This is a genomic window from Hymenobacter cyanobacteriorum, assembly GCF_022631375.1.
GTDB lineage: Bacteria > Bacteroidota > Bacteroidia > Cytophagales > Hymenobacteraceae > Hymenobacter > Hymenobacter cyanobacteriorum.
In genome coordinates this window covers 205454-229872 of the sequence record NZ_JALBGC010000003.1, presented here as the reverse complement: position 1 = coordinate 229872, position 24419 = coordinate 205454, and the positions used below count along the sequence as shown (strand labels likewise).

Genomic DNA, 24419 nt, shown 5'->3' with positions numbered 1-24419 from the left:
CGGCGCAGGCGCACCGGGGTTCATGTAGAAGCAGTTGGCGCCCGCTCGTTGCTAGGGCCGCTTCAGGCGCGCACGCAGCGGCGGGCACGGCTTTTCGCCGTTGCCGGGGCCCCGGCCAGCGCTGCCCCAACGAGGGAAAGCCCGCCATGCACGCGGTGGAAAGGAAGGATGTTGGCTACTTCAGGTAACTGGTGTAAGAATCCGAAATAAACTGCCCCGCGCCGTCGAACAGCACGTAGCCCGGGCGGCGGCCCCGCACAATCTCGGCCTGGTAGCGGGTGGGGCCGCCATCGGCTGCCGGCACTTGGGCCACGCCCAGCAGGCGGGCGCCGGGGTATTGTTTGGTCAGGTATTCCAGCGCCGGGGCCGCCAGGTAGGGGACGCTGGCCGGGGCCGTTGCGGCCGCCGCAGCCGCCGGCGCGGCGGGCTTGTCCGCACCTTCAGCCACCTGCTTGTTGAAGGCGCTCACGTCGGCATCGTTCTGCTTGCCCACGGTGGTTATCACGAGCACGCCACTGGCGGCCGCCTCGGCTCCGAAGCGCTGGCGGGCCTTTTCACCCTTGAACACGCTGATGTTGGCGATGGTATTGGGGTCGATGCTGTTCATATCGCCCGAGTAGCGCTGGCCGTCGACGTACAGCACGGGCGCGGGCCTGGGCAGGCCCATGAGGCCCGGGGTGCTGGCAGCTCTGGTTACCGTCGCCGTCGTCGTTGTCGTCGCCACCAGTTGCCCGGCGGCATCGAAATACAGCTTATGATTCTGGCCGTCGGCCGCCGTAATGCTGACGTAATACTGGCTATGCGGCGCTTTGTCCGAAACCCGGTCGGCCACCGCATAGCTGCTCACGCGGCTGCCCGGGTAGGTTTTGGCAATGTAGGCCACAATGTTGGCGGGCAGCGGGCGGGCGGCAGCCCCGTCCGGCTTCGGCCGTATTGTAGTGGCCTTCGCCGCCGAAGCCGGGGCTGAAACCGCTGCCGAAGCCGGAACCACAACCGAAGTCGACGCCGAAGCCGGTGCCGCAACCGGCGTGGCTTGCGCCCGGGCGGCTGCGGGCGGCCCCACTGGCCCGCCGCTCTGCGCCCGGGCACCCGAAATGCCCAGGGCTACGGCCAGCACCAGCGGCCCGGCCACAAAATAGCGGGCCAATTGCCCGGACGGAGAAAGCGGCTTGTTCATCATAACAACGCGGTTTTTGAGGGTTGGAAATGTGAAAGAGGAAACAAGGGAAGGCCCGGCCGGCGCGTGGCTCAGGCGCAGCAGGCTGTATTGGTAGGCGCGCCGGTCGAGCCCGGTTTCGAGCACGGCGGCATCGGCCAGAAATTCGAGGTTGTCGAGCACCGCGCGGCGCAGCAGCCACGCGGCCGGGTTGCACCAGGCGGCGGCCAGCGCCAGCTGGGCCAGCAGCACGTCCAGGGTGTGGGCCTGGCGCACGTGCACCTGCTCGTGGCGAAGCACGGCCGCCAGCTCGGGACCGGGGTGCTGGTCGGGGTTAAGGTAAATGCTGTGCGCGAAGGAGAACGGGCTGATTTCGCCCGGCAGCACCCGCACCGCCAGCCCGCCTACCACGGCCGGCCGCGAGCGGGCCCGCAGCCGTGCCAGTGCCAGCAGCTGCACCAGCAGTCGGGCTAGCAGCACAGCCGTGCCCACCCCGTACAGGGCCACCCCCGCGGCCGCCCAGTCAATAACCGGCGCATCGGCGGCGGCTGTTGGTACTGGGAAAGCCTCTGAGCTTCTCACCACCGGAAAAATGACGGCGGGAGTGGCCTCGGCCGGCAGCAGCGCCGGCACCGGCAGGGCCGGGTACACGGCCGCAAACAGCAGTGCCAGCACCAGGTAGGCCCGGTTCAGCTGGAAGAAGGTGAGCCGGCGCAGCAGCCCAAAATAGGCTGCTGTCAGCAGCAGCAGCACGGCATTGGCCTTCAGCAAATAGAGCAGGATGGAAGACGACGCGGCCATGACTAGTGCTCCTTTTTGCTTTCGATGAGGCGAATAATCTCCTGCAAATCCGCCGCGCTGATTTTTTCTTCCTGGGCGAAAAACGACACCAGGTCTTTGTACGAGTTCTGGAAGTGGTGCTGCACCAGTGTGCCCAGCGAGCGGCGCTGGTAGTCGTCGGCCGTTATCACGGGCACGAAGCGGTAGGAGTTGCCCAGCTTTTCGGCCCGCACGTAGCCCTTGCGCTCGAGGTTGCGCAGGGTGCTGGCCAGGGTGGTATAGGGCGGGCGCGGGGCGGGCAGGGCATCGAGCACGTCTTTCACGAAGCCGCCGGCGGGCAGCGGCCAGAGCACGCGCAGGGCGTCCTCTTCGGGTTGGGTAAGGCGTTCCATGGTTGGCAAGAGCTAGGTGGTACGGTGATGTCGTAAATCTACGAATGTTTCGTAATTATAGTGTGTCGGGTTATCCAAAATTTCTTCCGAAAAAAGAAAAACCCCATTTCCGCCGGGGAAATGGGGTTGCTGCCGTCAAAAAATGTGCTGCGCCAAGCTGCGCTAGCCCACCGGCGCATCGGCCGGCCGCGCCTGCAGCCACTGCATGGCCGCGCCCTCATCGCCAAAAAACGACACGGCAAACGGCTGCTCGTCGGAAGCCTCGGCCGGAATGTAGTCGGGCCGGTTCACAATGGAGTCGTGCAGAGCCGGGCCCACCAGGTAGGCAATGTAGAGGCGACCACCCAGGCGTCGGGCCATGCCGGGGAAAAAATCCTGCAGCAGCCAGCGCGTGGTGGCCGGGTCGTTGAGGGTGCGGCGGCGAATATCCTGGAGCCAGAACCGGCAGTTGTGTTCCAGGGCCAGCTCCTGCACTTCTTTGTACACGGCCGGCAGTTCGTGCGGGGCCGGCTGGTAGCCCCAGCGCCCCACCAGAATGTTGAGGTCGGGGCGATAGGCGAGTTGCAGCAAGGGCGAAGGAGCGTCGTCAGTCATAGGAAAAGGCGGGCGGAGCAGGTGGCATCTACGCAAGTATAGTTGCCGGTGGTTCTAATTGCGGCGGGAGCTAATGGGCCGCCGCTACTTCGGCCGGCGCCAGGCTGAGGTCGGCGGGCGGGTATTTTTTTAGCGAATAATACGCCAGCAAGCCACTGGCCAGTGCCAGCGCCGCGCCCATGATGAAGGGCGCGCCGGGAAAGTACACCGGCGCCTGCGGCCCCGTGAAATGGCCAAACAGGTAGGTCATCAGCAGCGGGCCCACCACGCCGGTAGCGCTTACCAGGCTGGTGAGGGCCCCTTGCAGCTCGCCCTGCTCGTTGGCCGGCACCTGCCCCGAAATGGTGCCCTGCAAGGCCGGCCCGGCAATACCGCCCAGGCAGTAGGGGGCCAGAAACGCCAGCATCAGCCAGCCCCGGCTGGCAAAGGCAAACAGCACCAGGCCCACCGCGTAGCACAGCAGGCCGATGACGATGGCCCGGGCCGCGCCCAGCTTCGGAATGGCCACCCGCACCAGCCCGCCCTGCACCAGCGCCGAAAACAGCCCCACCACGCCCAGCGAAAAGCCCACCATGCCCTCCGTCCAGCTGAACTTGAGCATGGTGTAGAACGTCCAGACCGACTGCACCGCCGAGCCGGCCAGGTAAATGAGCACCAGTGCCGCCACCAGCCCCAGCACCGTGGGGTAGCGGCCCAGCCGCAGCAGCGAAGCCACCGGGTTGGCCCGGCGCCACTCAAACGGCCGGCGCAACTCGGCCGGCAACGACTCGGGCAGCACCAGCAGCCCGTACAGGAAGTTGCACAGGCTCAGGCCCGCCGCCACCATAAACGGCATGCGCGGCCCGAAATGCGCCAGCAGCCCGCCTACCGTGGGCCCGATGATGAAGCCCAGCCCGAAGGCCACGCCCACCAGCCCAAAGTTCTGGGCCCGCTTCTCGGGCGTGCTGATGTCGGCAATGTAGGCCGTGGCCGTGGTGAAGCTGGCCCCGGTGATGCCCGCCAGCACCCGCCCCACAAACAGCCAGGCCAGCGTGGGTGCGAAGCTCAGGAAAATGTAGTCGAGCCCCAGCCCGAGCAGCGCGGCTAGCAGCACCGGCCGCCGTCCCAGCTTGTCGCTGAGGCCGCCCATCACCGGCGCGAAGCAGAACTGCGCCGCCGCGTAGGCAAACGTGAGCCAGCCCGAATACACCGACGCCCGGCTCAGCCCCTCGCCGGTGAGCTGCTCAATCAGCTTGGGCACTACCGGAATGATAATGCCCAGCCCAATTACATCGATGAGAATGGTAACGAAGATGAAGCCCAGCGCGGGCGAGCGTTTATCAGACATAAGCGAGTAGCAAAAAGCACCGGCCGGCCGCCGGGCCGCAAAGGTCCGAAGAAAGCGCGTACTCTGGGGCCATCCCGTACTTTGCGGCTCCTTTTAGGTGCCATGTTCCTTTCGCCTCCTTCCTCGCCCGCCTATTGCCGCGAACTGACCGGCTTGCGCGCCTTGGCCGTCAGCATCGTGCTGGTGCAGCACTGGCTCCAGCCGTTTTTTCCGTTTGGCGAATTAGGGCCCAGCTTGTTTTTTGTATTGAGCGGCTACCTTGTCACGGGCATCATCTGGCGCAGCGGTGCCTACCCCGGTGCCCCGGGGGCCTGGGGGCGTCGGCTGGGCATCTTCTATTTGCGGCGGGTGCTACGAATTGTGCCCCTCTATTACCTCACGCTGCTGGGCTGCGCGCTGCTGCCACTGGCCACCGTGCGCGAACACCCTGTCTGGTTTTTGCTGCCGACAGCTAATTTGTTGATATACAAGTCGCATGGTTGGGGCGATGGCATTGGGCATCTCTGGACCATTGCGGTTGAGTTGCAGTTCTATCTTTTGTGGCCCTGGCTGCTGGCCGGCCTGGGCCGACGTTTGATGCCCTTGCTGCTGGTAGTGGCCGCCGGTTGGGCGTTTCGGGGCGTTTGGGCTGCGCTGGTACGCCCCGACATGGTGCACCTGCTGCTGCCTTCCAACCTCGATTTATTTGCCTTGGGTGCCGTGCTCTGCCAAGCGCAGGGCCGTGCCTGGCTGAGCCGGGTGGCCCAGGGCCGCTACGTGCTGCTGGCTTGGCTATGCTGGGCCGCCCTCCGCTTGTGGACCGGCCCCGGGGGCTGGACCAGTAGCCAGGTGCTTGCCCAAAGCATCGGGTTGGCCCTCGCCGATGGGCTGACTATTGGGTGGCTGCTGCACAACCCCGGCGCTGGTCGGCGGCTGGGGTTGGTGCACCCCGTCGTGCAGTGGGTGGGCCAGCGCAGTTATAGCCTCTACCTGTATCATTTGCCGCTGCTGGTGTTCTGGCAACGGCTCGTGTATCATTTCAGCGAGAGCGCCGAACAACGGCGCTTTTTTATGCAGCCCTTGATGTTGCTGCTGCTGCTGGTGCCGGTGTTGGCGTTGCTCAGTGCCCTGTCCTGGCGCTGGGTCGAATCACCGCTCGCCCGGTTTAAAAATCGGTTCAGCATCGAATAGGCATCAAAAAAGTGCCTAGCCCGGTTTAACTCACTTCATATTGGCTGCCTGTAGGGGCAGGGCGCCTCACAGTCCGGTACGATGGACCCACCTGTTGGTTTTTTTAAACTCCCGCCAACGCCGCCAGTGGCAATGGCCCGGTCGCATCCACCAGGCGCTGCTGGGCGCTCAGGCCCACTTCGAGCAGGTCCTGCATCAGGCCTTCGCCGGCGGCTTCGGGCGAGTAGGTGTCGGTAGTGGTGCTCACCACCAGCACGGGGTGCTCGGGCAGGGCCACCAGCGTAGCGCGCCGGTCAATTTCGGGCGGAAACACCGGGGCCACCAGAATGAGGCGGTTGTAGGCGCGGCCGTTGCCGGCCAGCCAGCGGCAGGCGGCAGCGGCGCCGTGGCCGTAGCCCAGCACCGTTACGGGCGTGTTGGGCGGGCAGGCGGTCAGCACCTGGCTGGTCAGCGCATCGAGGTAGGCCGCCAGGTCGGTGAGGTCGGGCAGCAGGGTTTCGGCCGCAAACCAGGCCGCATCGGTGCGCGGGGCTTCGTCGATGATGCCGTCGGCGTTGGCATCCTGGGGCTGCTCGTAGCGGCTCAGGGCCTCGGGCAGCAGCAGCAGGCGCTCGGGCGTGTCGAGGTGTTGCAGGTGGGCGGCCAGCTCGGCCAGGGGCTGGCCGTGTCCGTGCAGGCACACCCACACGTGGGCAATGGCCGGCCCGGGCTCGCCCAGGCATAAATAACGGGCGGTACGGGAAGTGGTGAACTGAAGCGGCAGCATAAGCAGGCGGGCGTGAGGCGGAAATTAGCGGTGATGGCAACCTATACGCAGCCCTGTCCGCTTACGCCGTGCCCGTTTCATTGCCGTTCGGGGCTACATTGGCTGCCGGACTAGTCAGCCCGCAATATCCGCGCGCAGCCACTCAATGGCCGCATTTTCCTCGATAAACCGGTCGCCAATAAAAGGTTTGCCCTCGAAATAGGATTGGGGCGGAAAGGCTGAGTCGGCGGCCGAATCGCGCAGGTACATGGGGGCCAGCAGGTAGGCCAACCGGCTGCGGCCGCCCAGCGCGGGCCCCAGGCGCGGCAGCAGGCTGCTCACCATCCACTGCGCGCCCACTTGGTGGGTGTTGAAGCGGCGGCGCACGTCAACCAGCCAGCGGCGGCCGGCTCCGGCCTGGGCGGCGGCCAGTAGCTGCTCGTAGCCAGCCTGCAACTCGGGCAACTCCACGGGCCGGAGCCAGCGGGCCACCAGCACATCCAAATCGGCCCGGTAGCTGATTTCCAAAAAATCGTCGACCCGAACGGGACTCATGCGTGCTGGGTTGATGACTAAGCTGCAAAGGTAGAATAAGGACGCAGAGGCCACTCATTTCAATGAGCCGTAATCTGTGTTTCTGCAATTCGCAAGCAGTCAGTGTTTTATTGAAGCAATGAGTGCAGTTCAGCAGCGCAGAAGAAAAAAAGAGCCCTTTCTACTTGTTTCAACCAATTCTTTAGCTACCTTTGCAGCACCAAAACAGTGCGGGGTGGAGCAGTTGGTAGCTCGTTGGGCTCATAACCCAAAGGTCACTGGTTCGAGTCCAGTCCCCGCTACCTAAAAGGCCGTTTCCAATCAGGAAACGGCCTTTTTTCTTTACAGGGGTACGCGTAGGGGTACACACCATAAACTTTGGTGTGTGATTAAATCTTTCTCTTTAGCTTCATCTGTTGCCACGAAATGCTCCTTACTACACCGTAAGAGGCGTTTTCTGTTTTAGTGTTTGAAAAGGTGTGCGAGACTATGCGGCCTTAGTTATTCCTATGACACATATTAATGGGTGAACAGTTGTTGTTGTTGTTGCTAACAGCTTAGCTTTGTGCCAATGAATGATTTACCGCTTTACTACGCATGATACAGCAGTTCCTGCGGCTTCCTCATGAGAAGCATGCGATTAAAGAAGCATCAATCAGCTTATTTTTTGGCTCGCCTTTCGTACATGCTGATGCATTCAGAGTGGTGCTGCTCGAGCAATTCCCCGACGAGTTCAACCGTGTTGAACTTATGCAAGGAATGGAGGTGCATATTGAAGGTCAACTGCAAGAAATCGGCAGTATGGCTGCAAGTACAAAGAAACACGGCTTGCCTGGGGTATATGCTGCTTTTATAGAAAACGGTACGCAAACCCGTGTTCTGCAAATACGCAATGACCCAGAACGAGTAGGGTTATCATACCATAATCTGCGTTATGAGCGTTGGGCCGATTTTATTGATTCGTTTCAACGAATAGCCGAAAGGCTAGCTCCATTGCTGAATAACATGATAGTATTGGCTGCCGGCCTTCACTACCAGGACGTAATGGAATGGACACATCCCTCAATGCCTTTCCCGTTAGCGCAATTGTACCAGCAGAATACCGCTTATTTGCCGTCTCATTTCTTTGACGGCTCATCTAGCGAATTATTATTGACTGTACCGAGCAGAGCTACCGAATTGCCATTCTATGACAGATTACACATAACCTCATTGACTGAGAATAAACCGGTTGCAACTATTAGTCATAATGTGATTCATCAATTTGTCAATCCGACTGATTTAGCGAATTTATTAGCCCAGCCAAATCAGTTAAAATCCGTACTACAGCAAGCACACGAGCACAATAAATCCGTATTGTCTGGTATTCTACAGCCAGAAATCCAACAACTAATTGGTCTTACTGCATGAACCTCAGCACTCTATTGCGACCATTCGCAACAGCTTCACTTACCGTTATGAGTGTAGCCTCGGTAAAAGCTGAACTGCTGAAGCCTGTTACCATACCTGGTCAGGCCGTACAGCAGTCTCCTGACGCGTTCATCACGTCAGTACGCACTCATCATGTAGGGCTGTTATGTCAACAAGTCACCCGGTTTTCAGCGTTGGCTGAAAATTGGGACGGCTATGGGGCAGTGGCTCCATCAGCGGCAGCAGTTGGTAACGTGATTGACCTTATCAACCGTTTACCTTACGCATGGACTTCAAGTTTGTCTATTGATGGACTGACTCCTACACCTTATGGAACAGTAACGCTAGAATGGACGCGGGGCGACGACTATTTGAGTGTGGAGGTTGGTGACGAAGATTGGTCGTTTATAGCTGAAGTTAAGGGCCATCCACAACTGGCAATGGCTGAAACGTATCCTAATCCTGAGTTGCTGACTCGTGTGACTTCTTTATTGTGCGAGTTGTTTCCAGCTGATGATACGTCCAATGGCTCAATCTATACCGCGTAGTATTGCGCCTACTGAGACCCTTGTTCGCGGTATTGTTCATCCATTCTTTTATTCTGACAGCAAAAAGAGCTTAAAGCCTGAAGCCTTTTTACCTCCGCCAGCTAAGCGTGATGTTTCGGTATTACGCTTGGCTTATACTAGTGCGCATTTCTGCAAACAGCACTGTAGTAAATTACGCATAGGAGACAAAAGCCTTTATGTTGGCATGGCAACATTGCCTGCGGTTGCAATTAGCCAAGCCAACGAAATTCCTGAAGTCAATGGCGTTGTAACGGTAGAAGCTACGCCATTGGATAACAATCTCCAACTCGTTACTGAGATTGAGCCCACAACTGAGGATTCCGGTTTGCCAATGCATGCAGATATACTTTATCGTGACCCTGCGCCTAGAGGCAAAGCAAATCCCGTCGCTATGCAAGCTGCACGATTCCTTTTAAAGCAGTCTATCTACCATCCTGACCCTGAACCAGAGTCGGAGAAATGGGAAGGCGATGATTTACAAACACCATCTGCTGCAGCGTAAAACATTAAAACCTCAGCCATTGAGCTGGGGTTTTTTCATGCCCGCCTCCCACCTTGCCCCCTATGAAACACCTGCTACTCCAGGCGGTTCTCCTCGCGCTCAGCTTCACGACTCAGGCCCAGACCACCCACCCGCGCACCACACACAAAACCGTTACTCATCAGGCGACGGCCAAAGTGAAGGTGAAGACCAAGACCCGAGCAAGCTCGGGCCCGAAGGTGTACTACTGTGCCAGTGGCAACACGGTCAAATACCACGCTTCGCCCGACTGCCGCGGCTTGGTTCGGTGCAGCGTGGCCGTGTTACCCATCGCTCTGGCCACGGCCCAGCAGCGCATGGACCCGTGCAAGTGGTGCTACTAGCGAAGGCCATGGACATTCATGCTTTCCGTTTGCTCTCCGACGAAGTGCAGCTCGCCTACGTTTACCGCGTCGGCACTTACCTAGCCCGGCGCTGGGATGATTTCCACCGCGCGGCGCTGCTTTACCAGATGCCCGAGCCGTTCTTCGTCGAGCTGGCCTACGACACGGAGGCCAACAAGGTGGAGTTCTGCTTTCCCTTCGAAGCAGGCAGCGAGGATGACCGCCTGCCAGACTACGCCATGTTCGTGAAGCTGCCGGATTGGATGGAAGGGGATTAGCTCAGCTCTTCACCGTCCAGAACTGCGCCCAGCCGGTGGTGTAGGCCGGCGTGCGGCGCTGGGCCTGGCCTGGCCACACATTCGGCTGCTTGCCGGCCCCGCTCAGCGCCGTGGCCACCTGCAAGCTGTTCTTGCCAAACTTCGAGTTCAGGGCGTCGAGCTTCTGCATGAGACGGACAGCCTGGGGGTGGTGAGATATTAGTAGTGGCGTAAGGGTGCCGATTCTTGCCCCGATACCAGTTTTCCGCTCTAATGCTTTACTCTACTAGCAAGCGCCGGGTAACAGAACCCATGCGAACAATGTAGACGCCGCTTGGCAAGCCACGCAAATCCATGGTGACCACTTCGGAGGGTTTCAGGGATGCGTAAGTGCGGACGACGCGACCAAGCATGTCGAACAGTGCAATGGGTAAGCCGCCTGCTCCACTGATTTGCACGGACTGTTGAGCCGGGTTTGGCCACATGGCTATTTGCTGACTCGCCATGGGGGCGCGGGAAGAAAGAGTTGGCGTCTGCCGTGCGGCCACTTCTATGGGTACGATGTCCGTACGGCCCCCGTATGTAACGCGCAACGAATCGCGGCCGAGGGCGAGGCCCACTACGTGGTGTTTGCTTCGTCCCATGCGGGCCTTGCCGCTGATTTTGAAGGCGAACTGCATCCCGGGCTGGCCTAACACGTTACGGTCAATGCCATCGGAATAGGTGCCCGTCACTTCTAAAATAGCACTGTCACCAGGGGTAGTATAGAACAAGCGCGGCGCTAGCCGCAATCCCGTCAGGGTAGCAGTAGTGGTGAGGCCGGTACTGAGCGTGTCGAATTGCACGTAAGCGGAACCAGCAAAGGCAAATGCTGCCACTTTAAGCCGTCCCAGGCCCCCTTTCGGCACTTTGATAAAGACTGTCCCGCCAGCACCGTTAATGAGACGGGTTTCGACGACGGGAGTACCCACCCCACATACGAGCATGATTTTCGTTACGTCCGAACTCCCCGCAACTGTCACACTGATGCTATCCACGTCGGTAACGATGGTGCTGCGAGTGGGCGCAGTTATTTGTAAAGTGGAGGCAGTCTTGATAGAAGAAACCGATATAGGCCGTGTATAGACGCTGTAGACGGGACGCGGAGAAACCCCGGCTTTGGTAAATGGAGTAGTCGAGGTATTGGGGGTGCCGTTCGGGTTGGCCTTCAACAATTCTTTTATCCTAGTATGAACGACCGGGTTGCTGCCAGAGAAGTGAGTTTGATTCGGAATGTTGCTGCTGGTATAGAGGCCAGATAGCCCGCCATTTTGACTATTTACGCCCACGGCCAAGTCGTGGCGGTCTTGATACACGCTATCATTGAGGTAGGTGTTCAAGCTGAGGCGGGGGTGTAGCAAGCCCATCCAGCCAGCAATATACCCGGGCCAGCTATACCGCCCGTTGAGCAATTGCTGAAGGTCCGGAGCCGCTCCCAAGAAGGTATGGGTGGTGATGGTATGCAAGGCCACGCCCTGTAGGTTGGGAGCGGTGTTTAGTCGGCCCATCGCGCTACCATTGTAGCTCAAATCATTCACGGCACCCGCATCAATGTCACCTATTAAAAACCGTAATCCCAGTGCTATGGCCCCGCGGGGCAAGGGCGAGAGGCTGTTGATAAAGTTAGGAATGGGGGTACCGCTGTGGGGGGTGTTAAGCGTAATGAGTTTGTTGACGTCTTGCCGGTAGACACCGCTTTGGATGTACTGCCGGGCGAGCAGTCCGCCCATGCTGTGGCCGACCACGTCAATCTTCGAAACGGAGATATTTCGGTCGGAATAGGCCGAGAGCAATGCCTCCTTGTCATAAATGATGTATTGAGCGTTGTGTGAAAACTCCCGGTCGTTATCGTAGACAGCATATCGGATATCGCCTTCCTGCTCATACACATGGTCACCCACCAGCCTGTTTATAAGGCCGGGGAAAGCAGTCTGCCCGTTCGAAAACAAGCCGTGTACCAACAGCAGCGGGGGGCGCACCACTCGCACTAAGTACGTACTAATCACCACAGGTACCGCTGGATTAGCGACATCCACTAATTCTAAGTGGAGCGTCTTATAAGGCCCAGGGTCATCAACGAAAGCTGGATGGTGGTAAACCGCTTCCACAGCGGTAGCTGTTGTCGTCACCTGCCCACAGTAGCCCGCCGCATCTGCAAGGGGGCCGGTGGCGTTGTTGTTCGCATTTTCCCGGATGCGGAGCGAAAGCGTGTTTTGCCCAGCGCCTCGGGCCACACTAAATAAGGTGCCCGCGGCATTGTCTGCTCCCACCTTTACGCTGCTGGAGGGTTGATAATGCAAGTCGGTACGCGATGTAACAACGCCCGGCTGACGTAGGTGAAAGGCGGTAAGCCTGGGAACTTCATCGAGCGCGTTCCACACCGCCCCATCCCACCGGGCAATGCCGATGGTACTCACCCCGTCGGCCGTGGTAAAAGCCCCGCCCGCGTAAAGCGTTCCATCGCTTGAGAGGGCCAAACTCTGCACGCGACCGTCCATGCCAGCGCCCAGAGGCGCCCAACTTGTACCGTTCCACTGGGCAATGTGATTCGCAGCGACCCCGCCGATTGTACTAAAGTACCCCCCGGCATATAACATCCCGCTGCTCGATATCGTGATGACATCTACGCTGCCCCCTGTACCCGCTCCATTTACGCCAGAGCCCAGCGGTGCCCAGTTCGTGCCGGTCCACCGAGCAATGCCGTTGACCGTCACTCCGCCAGCCGTGGTAAAGTTTCCGCCCGCATAAACCGTTCCTGTACTGGAAACCGCCATGGCCTTCACGACAACTCCCACTGCGAGATTGATGCCGGTGTTAAGGGAATCCCACCTTGTGCCGTTCCACTTGGCAAGGCGATAGGCTTTCGTCTGAGCAGCCCGGGTAAATTCCCCGCCCACGTAGAGCGACCCCCCGCTCGGTGCCACGCCGTACACGTGACTGTTTATGCCGTCGCCCAGGGCCGCCCAACCCCCACCATTCCAGGTGGCAACGTTATTGGCGGCCACTCCGCCGGCCGTGGTAAAAGTTCCGCCTACGTAGAGCGTCCCGCCCGACAGAGCCAAGGCGGATACGCGCCAGCTTACGCCAGCGCCCAGAGGTGCCCAACTCGTACCGTTCCACTGGGCAATGCCAGTGGCGGTCACTCCACCTGCTGTGGTAAAATTCCCGCCCACATACAGTATTCCCGCATTCGTGATAGCCAGGGCGCTAACGAAAGTCTGCAATGCATTTTGGGAACCACTCACGCCGGAGTCCAGCGGTGCCCAGTTCGTGCCGTTCCACTGGGCAATGTTGTTGACGGCCACCCCGCCGGCCCGGGAAAAGTACCCCCCTGCGTAGAGCGTTCCGTTGCTCGCTATAGCTATGGCAAGTACCACTCCGTCTACGCCATTGGTCACAGAAGCAGGACGTAAGAAACGATTATTGTTTCCACTGAAGCGCTGCTGGGAAGGTCGGACACGAAACGAGGGGCGCCCGTCGGGGGTGGTTTCAATGGTGTATCCCTTGGCATTGAAGGAACCCACTGCTCCGGTGCGCACCGTGCCATCAGGGTTCAGGATAGCATCGAGACCGCCGCACTTAGCTGGTCCTGCCAGCAGCAGCAAATACACAAGCATAGCGCACCCAAAGCATTGCGTCTGCTTACTATGGCGGCGAAGGGGTAGCCAATATTTCATGGGCGAGAAATACATATAATAATAGACATTTCAAATATAAATTAGCTATGTCCATCCAAGCAAGTATTTGTTATAAATTATCATATAGGTAGTTACTAGAGTTTCTCATCTTCTTAGTGCTTAGGTAAAACGCCTTGGCACACGCTCCATTTCGTACATGAGCAAGAGCCCTTACTTCTTGCCTAACCAGTCCCAACGTCATCACCCTGAATGGCGATGCGCAAAACGACCGGTTCGTTATTACAGGCTGGCTTGAATCTATTCGCTAGGACCCAGCGGGTCTATTAGACGGGCGCTTGCCAGAACAAGACTTTCGTAGCCCAGCTTAATAACGTTTAGCAGCTAATCGTCCACAACTGATTCCAGTCCGTAGTGTAGGCAGGCGTACGGCATTGCTGCTGGCCTTTCCAAACGCCAGGCTGTTTACCGGCCGCACCGAGGGCCGTAGCTACCTGGACGCTGTTCTTGCCGAAGCGGGCGTTCAGGGCGTCGAGCTTCTGCATGAGCCGTTCGGCCCGCTCGCTGTCGTCGGGCGTGAACAGGCTGAGCTGCTTCTGCTCGCCCACCTCAAAGCCATCGAGTACCACGCCGGCTTTCACGTATCGCAGGCCCGGCTGCCAGAGCCGGCCGAGCAAGGCACGGGCCACGCGCACCAACTCGGGCGTGCTGCTCGTGGCCAGGGCCAGCGTCACCTGGGCCGAGCGCGTGTGGGGCGGGGGTGTCGGGCCAAAGCGGTTCTGGCTCAGGAAGACGGTGAGCACGTTGGCGGCGCTCTCCTGCCGGCGCAGCTTCTCCGCGGCCCGGGACGCAAATGCCGCCACGGCGCTCATCACGTCCTCAAAGTCGGTGAGGGGCTTGCCGAAGGTGCGCGTGCAGGCAATGCTCTGGCGCTTGAGCGTGCCGTCCTCGCTGGGGGCCAGCCGGTGACAAGGGGAGCCCTGCAGTTCGCGCACCAGGCGCGCACCCACCACGCCGCCCAGGTGCTTGCGGGCCATCGCCTCGGAGCACCGGGCCAGCGCGGCGGCCGTGGTGATGCCCAGAGCGTGCAGCTTGGTGGCGTACTGCCGGCCGACGCCCCACACGTCCTCGACCGCGACCTGCTCCAGGGCCCAGAGCCGGCGCGCGTCGGTGTCAAGGTGGCACACGCCGTCGAGCCGAGCATCCTTCTTGGCCACCCGGTTGGCCAGCTTCGCCAGCGTTTTGGTCGGGGCTACGCCTACGCAGGTGGGAATGTGTGTGCGTTGCAGCACTTGGGCGCGCAGCTGCTGCGCGTATCCTTCCAGCGACGGCTGCAGCAGGCCCATGCCGTGTAGGCTCAGGAAGGCCTCGTCGATGGAATAAATTTCCATTTCCGGCGCTTGGCTGGCCAAGTAGCTCATCACCCGGTGGCTCATGTCCCCGTAGAGCGCGTAGTTCGAACTGAACACGTGCACTTGGTGCTGCTCGATGAGGGAGCGGGCTTGGAACAGCGGTTCGCCCATCTTCAGCCCCAGTGCCTTGGCTTCGGCGGAGCGCGAGATGACACATCCGTCGTTGTTGCTGAGCACGACGACGGGCACCTGGCGGAGCGCCGGCTGGAAGGCGCGCTCGCAGCTGACGTAAAAGTTATTGCAATCGACGAGCGCGAACATCTTCGTGGAGCTTGCCATTAATGAGTTCGGTCACCACGTGCGTCACCACGCCCCACACCCGCACGTGGTCGGCCCCGCGCACCTCGATGGCGGCGTGTTCGGGGTTGTCGGGTACGAGCCAGTACACCTCGCCGCGTTTGGCCAGGCGCTTGACGGTGAATTCGTTTTCCACCGCGGCGATGACCACGTGCCCCACGCGCGGCTTCATGGCGCAGTCCACCGCCAGCAGGGCTCCGTCTACGATGTGTGAGGGTGCCCCGTCCATGCTCGTGCCGTTGACCCGCGCCAGGTAGGTGTGGGTCGGGTGGGGCAGCAAGATTTTGTTCAGGTCCACCCGCTCACCCATCTCGTCATCGGCCGGGCTGGGAAACCCGGCCGGGATGGGCGTGTCGCACTGGATAAGCCACACCGGCTCGCGGGCAATGTCTAAGATGTCAACGGTTGTCATGGTGGGCAGCAGTCAAGTAAGCAGGACGCAAGTAACGACACAATGGCTAAAAAAGTTAGTTTAATTCCGCTAACTATATTGGTATCTGGCTATTTTTGGGGTGTTTATGAGTTAGAGGATTTCGACGTTGCTACGTAGTTTAGTAGCTGCATATACCACTTCTTCGCCATGACCACTGCCCCGAAAGTCTATTACGATGCCGAATCTTCTCCTTCTGACGACACCTTCGTCGACGTTGCGTCGGATGAACACCTAGACCCTGAACGAGGCGACGTGTTCAGCCAAGACGAAGGCACGCCGCCCGTGGTGCGCGTGCTGGAGGCGGCCAGCACCTTCGCTTACGGGTTGGGCCATCAGGTATTGCCGGCACCCGACGCCCCGGCCCGGCAGGTGATTTGGCGGGGTCAGTTGAAGGAACGGCAGGCCGATGGGCTGGTGCGCCGGGTCAACGTGTATCGGCTCAACGACAATTTCTGGGACTGTTACCGGGAAGATGAATTGCAGGTGGCGTAGTGGTGGACTTGCCTACCGCTGAACAATCGTTGCTCGTCGATGCCATCTTGCGCCACCGGCCTTTTGCGCTGGCTGCAGCCCTGCGTCGCGCCTTACACGTGGCCGGTGAGTACGTGCCCGTGGAAGAGCAAGCCCAGTTTCAGGCCTACGTTGACTCCATCGCCATCGATATGGTGCCCGACGGCTTCCGCTACGTGAGCCGCGACGGTGTTCCGCTGCTGGGCATTGGGCCGCTGGAGCTATTCGAGCAGGAGGGAAGCCCGCAACTGCTCACCTGGTGCGCAGTGTGGTATGGGGAGGAGGCACTGGTGGAATGGCGGCGGCGGGGTGGGAAATAAGCGCTCAATTTATCGAATTGCCCTAATATTGGGTAATATGTGGCAATCATCGCTCTTGTACCATGGCGAGGAATAATACGCTCATATAGAAATCTACCTGGCAGGCACATTCACGGCTAGCGTTTTGGAAGTCTTAGCCCATTGTCTATCGTTTTTAATCAACCGTGCTACTACTTGTACGTTGTGCATTCCAGCACCTAGGTGCAGATTCTTAAATGATGCAAAAAGTGGAGATATAGTGGACAAATCCATATCAGGCATTACATCAAGTTCCTTGTTTGTTACAGATAGTGTCCTAGCCGCTGTTGTGCCGTGGGCGGGTTCAATGACAGTGATTTCTAGCGTAATTGTCGGAACATGGGTAATAGTAGCAGGGGATATAAATAGGGCCTTAATTAAGCCTGTAAAACTTACAGCCAAACCTGAAATGAGCGGATTCGTAGCTGTAGCGGGAATGTGAGCAGGAGTTACAGAAACCCCAAAATTCTCAAGACTCACTAGTTCGCCGCGGCCAATCGGTCCGACAACATTGCCGAGCATTCTACTCCAAAATTCTGCTTCAACTCGCAATCGTGCTTCATCTGCAGAGTGACCATTCTTGGCATTTATATATAGTAGCGCGGTATTTCGCCAAGCTGGGTCCGCTACCATCATTATTTGGGCTGTAGCAAGTCCTCCGAACTTAGCAATCACCTTGCCGAGTGCGCTAAAATCAGCAGGCGTAATTTTAGACAGCTCCGAAGAAATATTAAAATCATTTGCCTTTAGCTTGTCTGCAATTGCCTTGAATGCTGGAACGCTGCCCATGGCTTTTAAGATTGATGCACTCGCTGGCAACTTGACTAGTTCTTTTAGGGCATCTGTTGTGATTTGGCTTTGTTCGACAGTGCCAGGGTTTGTAGGCCCTGTAGGCCCTGTAGGTGTTGACGGAATTGAAGGTGGAGGTGAAGGCGGAGTACTAGGAGTTGTGCTAATTGAACCGTCTCCCTTCTTACTTCCTCCTACGTTCCCTGGAGGACCTCCTCCGAGCCCCCCCCCTCCACCTCTACCTCCACCATCACCTATGGTTGTAGTCGAACGTCCACCAGGTGGATCACTGAAGGAAGAAGCTTTCGCGTGTGTGTTTGATTTTAATACTTGGCGTTTAAAGACCGATTGCGGATACGCCTGAAATTGGAGCAGTAAACAGAGCGAAAGGAGAGAGAGAGTTTTCATAACAACGTTTTTTTGTGTAACATAAATATAACAATATTAAATTTGCTATGAAACAAAATTAATATTTTCATTTGTAAATCAAAAGTCTTGATTTCAGCCAGTTGGGGCTTTTTTCATTTTTTATATATTGTGGGCAGGTATCAATCCAGCAGATTTGCTCTTATGCATAACGCCCAGCTCACCCTCACCCTCACCAGTGGCCAGATACTGGCCGTCACCTTAAATGGCGCAGCTGAGACGCGGGTGCTGATTGAAATAGCTGCTGCCATAGCTGCCGCAAAAGCTGCTGAAGAAGTAAAATGCCGCACTTACCACATGGGTGATAAGCCCACCGCCGGCCGCAACTACGATGACCGCCTGACCATCCGCACCGGCGTGGGCAAAACCAAGCTGCGTGAACTGCTGGAGGCCGGCCCGGTCCGCGGTGGCCTGCGGCGCGTGCGTGCCGGCGACAAGTGGCTGGTATCCGAGCTGGCCGTGCGTGAATTCTTCGGCGATTGACAAACACCGTCTTTTTGTGTGGGATAGGATAGAATGCTCTACCATTACATCTCCATGCAGTCCATTCTATGTATCAAGTCCCAACCTTCCACCAGTTCGAAGCACTTGTATCCCAGGTTAAAGAAATGGCTGTCCAAATTGAAGCTATGCAAGCTGATAGCAATGAAACATTGGCTAGGACATATCACCTTGGAATGAAGCCCACACCTGGGCGTGGATATAATGACCGGCTGGTAATGCGAATTGGTTTCTGTGAAGCAAAAATCCGCCAACTGCTAAAAGTGGGTCCCATACGGGGTGGTATACGCCACCGGCGTGTTGGAAATAAGTATATCGTCAGCGAAGCGGCCGTGCGCGAATTCTTCGGCGATTAAAATATAGGGCAACACATTATCTATCAGCTTCATATAAGCTAATGCCAATGCTCGGTCTGGCCGCCTGTTCACTCACCGACGCGGCAATGACATGTTACTTATAGCGTGCAAAAATGACTAAGTGCAGACGCCATAAGCTGCCCACTGAGCATTAATAGAATTCAGCTCCAGCGAACTCCTGCACCCAGAACTCTACGCCCTCACCAGGCACAGACGGTGGGGGCAGGTGCTTGGCATTGAGCCGCACCAAGTGCACCTCGGTACTGCGGTGTGGGTCGAACTCTACCACCTGTGACACGGCGAAGAAATCATTAAAAGCCGCCACCCACACCGGCACGCTGAAATCCAGCGTGGCCACGTCAGTAGCTGAGAGGCGGAAACGCTCCACCAGATAGCGGCTTTCGTCCAACATTGCTCGTAAATCCTGCCAGTAGTGGGTGAGCACCGTGCCGTTGAGCAGCAGGCCCGGGTCGAGGCCCGCGAAAAAGCTGAACGTGGTACTCACGGCTGTTTTTCCAGCGGCTGGATTATCGGGATTGTTCAGCACCTGCACGGCCTGCATAGGCATGGCCTGGCGCAGCACCAAGCGAGGTTTGGCCGTGATGCTGTTGTAAGTCGTGGCGCTCAGGTCGGGCAGCTCGTAGTTGAGGATGCGCAGCACGCCCGGCACGGTGGGGCTGAGTTCGCTGGCCGCGAAGGGCAGGGTAGCCAGCTCGTATTTCGCAGGCAGTACCTCGTCATCTACCAGAATGTGCCCGTCGCCGTAACCCTTCGTTACGTGCTCGTCCTCGGTCCAGAGCAATGCATTTTTCTTGCCGTAGTCGCCGAAACGGAAGGCCAGCGACCGCTCGGGCAGCCGGCCGGGGGCGGCTGCGGCATCAAGCTTGCTGCTCCAGTTGCGGGCCTTGGGAATGTTTTCGAGCAGTTTGTCACCGGTGGCCAGACGCAGGTGCGGGCGGTAGGGGTCTGTTTGGCAAGTGATGCCAAGAAGTAGAAAAATCGATTTCAAGAATGCCAGCTGGGTCATCTCTGCGGGCAGCCATTGATTGAGCTTGATGAGGCCGCCGCGCGGGAATTCCTCCAGCAGCTCCACCGTGAGCGTGGCCGGCAGGTACACGTACAAATCACCTGGCAGCCCGGCCTTGGCCAGCCGGCCGCCGGTATCGGCCACGCGCCAACGCGGGTCGGTGGGGTCCTGGCCATTGTGCTCCCATTCGTCGCCCTGCCACCACAGACTGACCGTATCACCAGGGTGCAGCAGCCACTTGCCCAGATAGGGCGTGAACGTTTCCTCTTTGTAGCCGATGATGCGGTCGGGCTGGAAGTAGGCAATCTGGTCGCCGTTGGCATCGAGCACCGGCTGCCCGTTGATGTAGAGCATGACCTTGCAGCTCACCCGGCCCGAATGCGGGAAGTGGTCGTCACACCCGTAGTTGAGCAGCACCGAGGCGTTGACGTTGTAGTAGCCCAACGTTTCGACGGTGTACACGCCGGCCGTGTAGGTGGTGGCCGTGGGTGCGCGGTAGGGCGCCAAGCTGGTGAAGGCGAAATTGAGTTTTTCCGGCGGAAATTCTGCGGTTTTTTCCAGCGGGTTGCCTTGCCCACTGGAAATAGCCTGAACGATGAGGCCGGCCTGCAGGGCACGGGCATCGCGGAAATCCTGCGGGTACACGTAGGGGTTGGCCGTTGGCACGTTCAGCGCGGCGAACAGCGGCTCGTCATCCAGCTCATCGGCGGTAAAGCCAGCATCAGCCAGAATCTGCTTGAAAATCAGTTGGCCGCTGACGCTGGGGAAAAGCGTGTAGGGGTCGAGGCTTTCGAGACTTAAGGGCTTTCCACGCTCAACAACCTCATAACCGTACCCGTTCGCGGCCCAATAGTCATAGCTGAGCCGGGCCGTGATGTTAGCGGGGTTCCATACGTGGTCGAAGCGCGAAAAATCTAGGTCGGAGAGTAGCTTGTCCTCGCCCAATTCGGTTTTGAGCTGGTCAGCGAGCCGGCGGTTGCCGCCAGTAAGCTGAAGCTGGTACTGCCCGCCTTCGTAGCCCTTTATCAGCAGCATACCGATGGGCAGCGTTTCCACACCATCGGACACCAGCAGGCACGGCAGCCGGGCGTAGGCCTGGCCCCGGGCCGGGCCGGTAGCGGCGGCGTGGCGCAGTAGTCGGTGGTTGTTTTGGTTCCCGGGCACGCTGAATTCGGGCGCGTAATCGTTCTCGATGCTCTCGGGCTTCGTCCGGTCGTTCGCGGCGAAGGAGGGCAACAGCTCGGAATCTTCCGATAAGTCGAGGCGCACCAGGCGGCCGCCGTATGGTAGCCAGATTTCGTTGTGAGTCATGGCGCTAGAAGCTGCTGATGCTGTTGTTGTAGGCGTCCTTTGCCAGGCCACGCTTGATGTTGCTGACCTTGGTTTCGATGCGGGTTTTTGAAAGGGCGGCGGCGACGGCTTGGCCCAATGCCTTCGGGTCGACTATCATGGAATCACCGCGTAGGTAGCCCGCTGATTGCGTAGCGGTCACGCCACCCACGGCCATATGGACGCGGGGCATGAGTGGGGCACCGCCGCCGAGCACGTTCAGGGTGCTGGCCAGCGGCCTGAGCAGCGGGTTGTTCCAGACTCCTTTGGTCATAATTATCTCGCCGCCCTCAGCCTCTCCGTAATGGTGACCGCTGGGCGAAAACAACTGAATGCCGCCGTTAGCGTGGGATGGGCCACCGAGCACGGTGCCTTCGGCGAACTGCTTGGAAGAAGGCTTGGAAATGATGGCCTTGGCACCCTCGAAAGCGGCCGTGATGAGGGCCACCTCAGCGGCGGCTTCGATGATGCCGTACACCCCGCCTTTGGCGATGGCGTTGGCCACCGTTTCGGCCTGAGCCGCCAGTACCGCTTTTTCGAGGCTATCCAGAATCAGAATCAGCACCTTGGCGGCGAAATCTTCCAGCGAGGCTCCCGTATCGTTCAGCGTCTGGGCGAACAGGCTGCCAATTTCCTGGCCGAAGGCGCTGGCCACGTCGAGTCGCTGCTGATACTCGGCGTTCTCCTTTTCGGTTCGCTTCAGCAGCTCCGAATTCAGGGCGCGGGTCAGCTCTTTTTCGGCCTTGGTCACGTCCTGGTTGTGGTGCTTGGCCAGCACCAAGCGGGCCGCAAACCCGCCCTGCTCAATCACGTTCAGCCCGGCCTCGTACTGCTTTTTCGAGGCGCGGCCCTCGGCGTAATCGGTTTCGATGGCCAGCCGGCGCGCGTCAAGGCTGCGCTCCAGCACGGCCAGGTCGCGGGTGTAGGCTGAAACGGTTTCGGCCTTGCGTTCCTCGCGTACCCGCTTTTCGTTGGCGATGGCCTGCTGGTCGTTTTTCAGCTGGTCGTCGAGAAACTTGCGGGCGTTGTCCTGCTGCTTCTGCTGAAATTCTTCCTCCAGCTTCTCAATCTCCACCAGCGATTTCGCGCGAATCAGAGCCCGGTCAGCTGCCGTCTTTTTCTCGGTGGCGGCTTCGAGTTCGGCCTGCTGGTGCACCAGCTTCTCACGCAGCTGCAGCTCCTTTTCGCTGCCTGTCTTTACCGACAACAGCGCCGTTTCGGTCTGGGTAATCCGGTTTTTAATCTCATCCTGCACCGCCTGGGCCTGGGCCGCGGCTGCCGCCTTTTGCGCGGCCAGCCTATCAGCAGCCAGCTTCTGGCGGAACACCGACTCGCGGACCTGAATTTTGGCGTTGGTTTCGTCCTGAGCAGCCAGCGTCTCAGCAATCTGCTTTTTCTTATCGGCCTCTTCCTGCAACAAATCGCCTTTCGCACCCGAACCCTTGAGCTTGATTTTGCGCTCAATTAAATCCAGCTCCTTTTCCTGCTGGGTAATCTGGGCCGCCGTCAGCCGGGCCTCGATTTCGCCCGCTTCCTTCAGGGCGGCCAGCTGCTCGGTGGCGGACTTGCTGCGGTCCTTGCTGAGTCGCAACAACACGTTCACGCGGCTTTGCTCGCGTACATCGGCAATTTCCAGTTCGCGCCGGGCTTTGATAAGCTCCTTTTCAGCCCCTACTAGGCTATAGCCTTCCTTCGCTGCATTAGCAATTTTTGCCCCCACGCCCGTGAACTGGTCGCCGAGCTGTTTGGCGGCACCCTTGAAATCCCCCTGAAACACCAGGGCAATGGCCCGGCCGGTGCCCGTCACGATGTCGGTGAGCACCTGAAACGCTGCCCCCAGGCCCGAGGTCAGGCCCTTGATAATTTTCATACCCTCCGCACTCTGCGTAAAATACGAAACGAGCGTCGTGAGGGCCAGAATGATGAGGCCGATACCAATTTCCGCCAAGCCAATTTTCAGCACCTTCGTGCCTTCCGCGGCAGCTTCCTCTCCTTCCTTCACGCCCTTGAACGCGCCTTTCAACACGTCGAGCCCGGTGCGAAAGGGCGCGAGAAACTGCTGGGCCTTGCCGATGGACTGGCCCCAGATACCGGTACTGTTGGCTGCATCAAACAGCGATTTTTTCGCCGTGTCGGCAGCGGTGGGCACCTTGGCCAGCTCGGGCGGCACGGCTGAAATAGCCTTTCGTGTCGCCCCAATCTGAAAGCCGATTTTCGCAAACTCCTCGCTCTCCTTGCCAGCGCTGCGGGCTACTTCGTCTTGGGCAATGGTGAGCTTAGCCAGTTCAGTGGTGGCGGGCCGCAGGCGCTCGCCGTAGTCCTGCAATTTGTTGTTGAGGGCCGTCTGGGTCAGGCCCGCGCTGGCCGCCGACTCGTTGAGCTTGCCGAACTGAAAGCCAATTTGCTTCTGTGCCTCCGCCGCGGCCTGGCTGCCGGCGGGCAGCTGCTTCTGCACTTCCTGCAGGTGCACAAGCTGCTGAATCAGCGGTTCCAGGCTTTCGCCTTTGGGGTAGTTGCCGATGTTCCGGACAAACAGACCCTGCTGCTCATCCGTCTTGGCCAGCGTCGAGCGCAGGTTGGCAATGGTTTCGCTCAACACCTTCGTCGACTCCGTGCTGCCGTTCTGGCTTTCCTGCAGCACCTGGTACTGGCGCTGCGCGAGGCTGAGCTGGGCCTGGGTGCCTTTGTAAGTATTGCCCAACTCACCGGTCGCCGTGCGGTAGAGGTCGAGGTTTTTGGTGAGGTTAGTTTGTTCGACCTGCTGGCCTTTGAGTTGGAGTCGTAGGTCAACTACCTGCTTGGAATACTCTTGTTCCGTGACGGCCCCGGCCTTTTTGGCCGCTGAAAGGTCCACTTGCGCTTTCTTGGTTGCTTCAATTTCAAGCACCAAGGCCTGCAGCTGCTCCAGGGTTTTGCCCTCGTCAAGCTTCACCTGTAAAATGATTTGGTTATCAGCGGCCATGGGCGAAGGGGAGAAAGAAAGTGAGCAATTCGGCTAATGACTCGCGGTCGGTCATGAATTCCAGGCAATTGGCGAAGTAGAGCAGGTCGGGCGGGTCAATGCGCGCTAGTTCTTCCGGGGTCATGTCACTGAGAATGCACAGCCGCGGCGTGTTGGGTTCGGTTGTAAGCCGCAGCAGTTGTCCGACGGTGATGTCAAGCCAGCTCGTCGGCAGCACTACGGGACGGGAGCTGCCATCCGTGCCGCTGAGCGTTAGGGTCGTCGGCATGGCTACGAGTAGGAAGGAGCGGATAACTCGGTAGAAGCGCTCCCCGCAGCTGCTATTTGTGCCTCCAAAAGCTGGGCAGTGCGGCGCATCTCGGCCAGCAGCACGGCCTTCACGCGCTCCAGGCTCTCGTCGTTGATGAATGTCAACTCAATTGGCTCATCGGGGCCGTCGGGGTCCGCGTCGATGGTAAAGACGGGGGCCGTCGCCGCTGTCAGGGCTTCAACATAAGCGGTGTGGACCGTAAGCCGGGCAAGTTGCTCGCGTGGTGTTGGAAGGGGGAAAGACATGGGATTAGGGGA

Annotated in this window: 25 protein-coding genes and 1 tRNA gene; 11 read left to right on the top strand and 15 right to left on the bottom strand. The window is 58.9% G+C overall.

Annotation, left to right across the window (positions count from 1 at the left end; translation table 11 throughout):
* Positions 1–175 precede the first annotated feature (175 nt).
* The 4 genes from MON38_RS10750 to MON38_RS10735 all read right to left on the bottom strand — a co-directional run bounded on the left by MON38_RS10750 (position 176) and on the right by MON38_RS10735 (position 4249).
* Positions 176–1957, bottom strand: coding sequence for a M56 family metallopeptidase (locus MON38_RS10750; protein WP_241936173.1), 1782 nt, complete (start codon positions 1955–1957; stop codon positions 176–178).
* A gap of 2 nt (positions 1958–1959) precedes the next feature.
* Positions 1960–2328 (bottom strand): BlaI/MecI/CopY family transcriptional regulator, encoded by a 369-nt coding sequence (locus MON38_RS10745; protein ID WP_241936172.1) that lies wholly within the window; start codon positions 2326–2328, stop codon positions 1960–1962.
* A gap of 162 nt (positions 2329–2490) precedes the next feature.
* Entirely contained in the window at positions 2491–2922 is a 432-nt protein-coding gene (locus MON38_RS10740; RefSeq protein ID WP_241936171.1) for a hypothetical protein, read from the bottom strand.
* 70 nt (positions 2923–2992) lie between these two features.
* Positions 2993–4249: a TCR/Tet family MFS transporter gene (locus tag MON38_RS10735; RefSeq protein ID WP_241936170.1), complete on the bottom strand. Its 1257-nt coding sequence runs from the start codon at positions 4247–4249 to the stop codon at positions 2993–2995.
* Between the two features lie 102 nt (positions 4250–4351).
* Here MON38_RS10735 and MON38_RS10730 point away from each other — a divergent pair, with 102 nt between their 5' ends.
* Complete coding sequence (locus tag MON38_RS10730) at positions 4352–5419, top strand: acyltransferase family protein (RefSeq protein WP_241936169.1); 1068 nt, start codon at positions 4352–4354, stop codon at positions 5417–5419.
* Between the two features lie 103 nt (positions 5420–5522).
* On the opposite strand, the gene MON38_RS10725 is transcribed toward MON38_RS10730, so the two are convergent.
* Complete coding sequence (locus MON38_RS10725; protein ID WP_241936168.1) at positions 5523–6185, bottom strand: alpha/beta hydrolase; 663 nt, start codon at positions 6183–6185, stop codon at positions 5523–5525.
* A gap of 114 nt (positions 6186–6299) precedes the next feature.
* The gene (locus MON38_RS10720; RefSeq protein WP_241936167.1) at positions 6300–6719 is read right to left on the bottom strand and encodes a hypothetical protein; all 420 of its coding nucleotides are present in this window, start codon (positions 6717–6719) and stop codon (positions 6300–6302) included.
* Positions 6720–6927: 208 nt separating this feature from the next.
* Between MON38_RS10720 and MON38_RS10715 the strand changes: the two genes are divergently transcribed.
* The 6 genes from MON38_RS10715 (at position 6928) to MON38_RS10690 (ending at position 9819) form a co-directional block, all read left to right on the top strand.
* A tRNA-Met gene (locus tag MON38_RS10715) sits at positions 6928–7000 on the top strand.
* 295 nt (positions 7001–7295) lie between these two features.
* Positions 7296–8108: a TIGR04255 family protein gene (locus MON38_RS10710; RefSeq protein ID WP_241936166.1), complete on the top strand. Its 813-nt coding sequence runs from the start codon at positions 7296–7298 to the stop codon at positions 8106–8108.
* A 47-nt stretch (positions 8109–8155) separates the two neighbouring features.
* A complete protein-coding gene (locus tag MON38_RS10705) occupies positions 8156–8656 on the top strand; it encodes a hypothetical protein (protein ID WP_241936165.1) in 501 nt (166 codons plus the stop codon).
* Positions 8634–9179, top strand: a complete 546-nt coding sequence (locus MON38_RS10700) for a hypothetical protein (protein WP_241936164.1) — start codon at positions 8634–8636, stop codon at positions 9177–9179. Before MON38_RS10705 ends, MON38_RS10700 begins: the two co-directional genes overlap by 23 nt.
* Positions 9180–9241: 62 nt before the next feature.
* Positions 9242–9541 (top strand): hypothetical protein, encoded by a 300-nt coding sequence (locus MON38_RS10695; protein ID WP_241936163.1) that lies wholly within the window; start codon positions 9242–9244, stop codon positions 9539–9541.
* Positions 9542–9549: 8 nt separating this feature from the next.
* Positions 9550–9819, top strand: coding sequence for a hypothetical protein (locus MON38_RS10690; RefSeq protein WP_241936162.1), 270 nt, complete (start codon positions 9550–9552; stop codon positions 9817–9819).
* Position 9820: 1 nt separating this feature from the next.
* Here the strand turns inward: MON38_RS10690 and MON38_RS10685 are convergent, their stop codons facing one another.
* The 4 genes from MON38_RS10685 to MON38_RS10670 form a co-directional block, all read right to left on the bottom strand.
* Positions 9821–9988, bottom strand: a complete 168-nt coding sequence (locus MON38_RS10685; RefSeq protein WP_241936161.1) for a DUF4113 domain-containing protein — start codon at positions 9986–9988, stop codon at positions 9821–9823.
* A gap of 88 nt (positions 9989–10076) precedes the next feature.
* Entirely contained in the window at positions 10077–13454 is a 3378-nt protein-coding gene (locus MON38_RS10680) for a PGAP1-like alpha/beta domain-containing protein (RefSeq protein ID WP_241936160.1), read from the bottom strand.
* A gap of 395 nt (positions 13455–13849) precedes the next feature.
* The gene (locus tag MON38_RS10675) at positions 13850–15163 is read right to left on the bottom strand and encodes a Y-family DNA polymerase (RefSeq protein ID WP_241936159.1); all 1314 of its coding nucleotides are present in this window, start codon (positions 15161–15163) and stop codon (positions 13850–13852) included.
* Complete coding sequence (locus MON38_RS10670) at positions 15120–15593, bottom strand: LexA family protein (protein ID WP_241936158.1); 474 nt, start codon at positions 15591–15593, stop codon at positions 15120–15122. Before MON38_RS10670 ends, MON38_RS10675 begins: the two co-directional genes overlap by 44 nt.
* A 168-nt stretch (positions 15594–15761) precedes the next feature.
* On the opposite strand from MON38_RS10670, the gene MON38_RS10665 reads away from it, so the two are divergent.
* The gene (locus MON38_RS10665; protein WP_241936157.1) at positions 15762–16106 is read left to right on the top strand and encodes a hypothetical protein; all 345 of its coding nucleotides are present in this window, start codon (positions 15762–15764) and stop codon (positions 16104–16106) included.
* Between the two features lie 2 nt (positions 16107–16108).
* A complete protein-coding gene (locus tag MON38_RS10660) occupies positions 16109–16444 on the top strand; it encodes a hypothetical protein (RefSeq protein WP_241936156.1) in 336 nt (111 codons plus the stop codon).
* Between the two features lie 93 nt (positions 16445–16537).
* Here the strand turns inward: MON38_RS10660 and MON38_RS10655 are convergent, their stop codons facing one another.
* The gene (locus MON38_RS10655; RefSeq protein WP_241936155.1) at positions 16538–17659 is read right to left on the bottom strand and encodes a hypothetical protein; all 1122 of its coding nucleotides are present in this window, start codon (positions 17657–17659) and stop codon (positions 16538–16540) included.
* A 162-nt stretch (positions 17660–17821) separates the two neighbouring features.
* Between MON38_RS10655 and MON38_RS10650 the strand changes: the two genes are divergently transcribed.
* Entirely contained in the window at positions 17822–18160 is a 339-nt protein-coding gene (locus MON38_RS10650; protein ID WP_241936154.1) for a hypothetical protein, read from the top strand.
* 68 nt (positions 18161–18228) lie between these two features.
* Entirely contained in the window at positions 18229–18534 is a 306-nt protein-coding gene (locus MON38_RS10645; protein WP_241936153.1) for a hypothetical protein, read from the top strand.
* 151 nt (positions 18535–18685) lie between these two features.
* Here MON38_RS10645 and MON38_RS10640 read toward each other — a convergent pair whose 3' ends face one another.
* The 4 genes from MON38_RS10640 to MON38_RS10625 are packed head-to-tail and all read right to left on the bottom strand — an operon-like array spanning position 18686 to position 24407.
* Positions 18686–20872: a hypothetical protein gene (locus MON38_RS10640; protein WP_241936152.1), complete on the bottom strand. Its 2187-nt coding sequence runs from the start codon at positions 20870–20872 to the stop codon at positions 18686–18688.
* Between the two features lie 4 nt (positions 20873–20876).
* A complete protein-coding gene (locus tag MON38_RS10635) occupies positions 20877–23852 on the bottom strand; it encodes a hypothetical protein (RefSeq protein WP_241936151.1) in 2976 nt (991 codons plus the stop codon).
* Positions 23842–24120 carry a hypothetical protein gene (locus tag MON38_RS10630; RefSeq protein ID WP_241936150.1) on the bottom strand — a complete coding sequence of 93 codons (279 nt, stop codon included), beginning with the start codon at positions 24118–24120 and terminating at the stop codon, positions 23842–23844. The genes MON38_RS10635 and MON38_RS10630 overlap by 11 nt, the downstream gene beginning before the upstream one ends.
* Before the next feature lie 2 nt (positions 24121–24122).
* Entirely contained in the window at positions 24123–24407 is a 285-nt protein-coding gene (locus MON38_RS10625) for a hypothetical protein (protein ID WP_241936149.1), read from the bottom strand.
* Positions 24408–24419: the final 12 nt, after the last annotated feature.

Excerpts from the sequence above, each read along its gene's own strand:
- MON38_RS10750 (WP_241936173.1), bottom strand. The coding sequence starts at position 1,957 with ATGGCCGCGTCGTCTTCCATCCTGCTCTATTTGCTGAAGGCCAATGCC.
- MON38_RS10745 (WP_241936172.1), bottom strand. The coding sequence starts at position 2,328 with ATGGAACGCCTTACCCAACCCGAAGAGGACGCCCTGCGCGTGCTCTGG.
- MON38_RS10740 (WP_241936171.1), bottom strand. The coding sequence starts at position 2,922 with ATGACTGACGACGCTCCTTCGCCCTTGCTGCAACTCGCCTATCGCCCC.
- MON38_RS10735 (WP_241936170.1), bottom strand. The coding sequence starts at position 4,249 with ATGTCTGATAAACGCTCGCCCGCGCTGGGCTTCATCTTCGTTACCATT.
- MON38_RS10730 (WP_241936169.1), top strand. The coding sequence starts at position 4,352 with ATGTTCCTTTCGCCTCCTTCCTCGCCCGCCTATTGCCGCGAACTGACC.
- MON38_RS10725 (WP_241936168.1), bottom strand. The coding sequence starts at position 6,185 with ATGCTGCCGCTTCAGTTCACCACTTCCCGTACCGCCCGTTATTTATGC.
- MON38_RS10720 (WP_241936167.1), bottom strand. The coding sequence starts at position 6,719 with ATGAGTCCCGTTCGGGTCGACGATTTTTTGGAAATCAGCTACCGGGCC.
- MON38_RS10710 (WP_241936166.1), top strand. The coding sequence starts at position 7,296 with ATGATACAGCAGTTCCTGCGGCTTCCTCATGAGAAGCATGCGATTAAA.
- MON38_RS10705 (WP_241936165.1), top strand. The coding sequence starts at position 8,156 with ATGAGTGTAGCCTCGGTAAAAGCTGAACTGCTGAAGCCTGTTACCATA.
- MON38_RS10700 (WP_241936164.1), top strand. The coding sequence starts at position 8,634 with ATGGCTCAATCTATACCGCGTAGTATTGCGCCTACTGAGACCCTTGTT.
- MON38_RS10695 (WP_241936163.1), top strand. The coding sequence starts at position 9,242 with ATGAAACACCTGCTACTCCAGGCGGTTCTCCTCGCGCTCAGCTTCACG.
- MON38_RS10690 (WP_241936162.1), top strand. The coding sequence starts at position 9,550 with ATGGACATTCATGCTTTCCGTTTGCTCTCCGACGAAGTGCAGCTCGCC.
- MON38_RS10685 (WP_241936161.1), bottom strand. The coding sequence starts at position 9,988 with ATGCAGAAGCTCGACGCCCTGAACTCGAAGTTTGGCAAGAACAGCTTG.
- MON38_RS10680 (WP_241936160.1), bottom strand. The coding sequence starts at position 13,454 with ATGCTTGTGTATTTGCTGCTGCTGGCAGGACCAGCTAAGTGCGGCGGT.
- MON38_RS10675 (WP_241936159.1), bottom strand. The coding sequence starts at position 15,163 with ATGGCAAGCTCCACGAAGATGTTCGCGCTCGTCGATTGCAATAACTTT.
- MON38_RS10670 (WP_241936158.1), bottom strand. The coding sequence starts at position 15,593 with ATGACAACCGTTGACATCTTAGACATTGCCCGCGAGCCGGTGTGGCTT.
- MON38_RS10665 (WP_241936157.1), top strand. The coding sequence starts at position 15,762 with ATGACCACTGCCCCGAAAGTCTATTACGATGCCGAATCTTCTCCTTCT.
- MON38_RS10655 (WP_241936155.1), bottom strand. The coding sequence starts at position 17,659 with ATGAAAACTCTCTCTCTCCTTTCGCTCTGTTTACTGCTCCAATTTCAG.
- MON38_RS10650 (WP_241936154.1), top strand. The coding sequence starts at position 17,822 with ATGCATAACGCCCAGCTCACCCTCACCCTCACCAGTGGCCAGATACTG.
- MON38_RS10645 (WP_241936153.1), top strand. The coding sequence starts at position 18,229 with ATGTATCAAGTCCCAACCTTCCACCAGTTCGAAGCACTTGTATCCCAG.
- MON38_RS10640 (WP_241936152.1), bottom strand. The coding sequence starts at position 20,872 with ATGACTCACAACGAAATCTGGCTACCATACGGCGGCCGCCTGGTGCGC.
- MON38_RS10635 (WP_241936151.1), bottom strand. The coding sequence starts at position 23,852 with ATGGCCGCTGATAACCAAATCATTTTACAGGTGAAGCTTGACGAGGGC.
- MON38_RS10630 (WP_241936150.1), bottom strand. The coding sequence starts at position 24,120 with ATGCCGACGACCCTAACGCTCAGCGGCACGGATGGCAGCTCCCGTCCC.
- MON38_RS10625 (WP_241936149.1), bottom strand. The coding sequence starts at position 24,407 with ATGTCTTTCCCCCTTCCAACACCACGCGAGCAACTTGCCCGGCTTACG.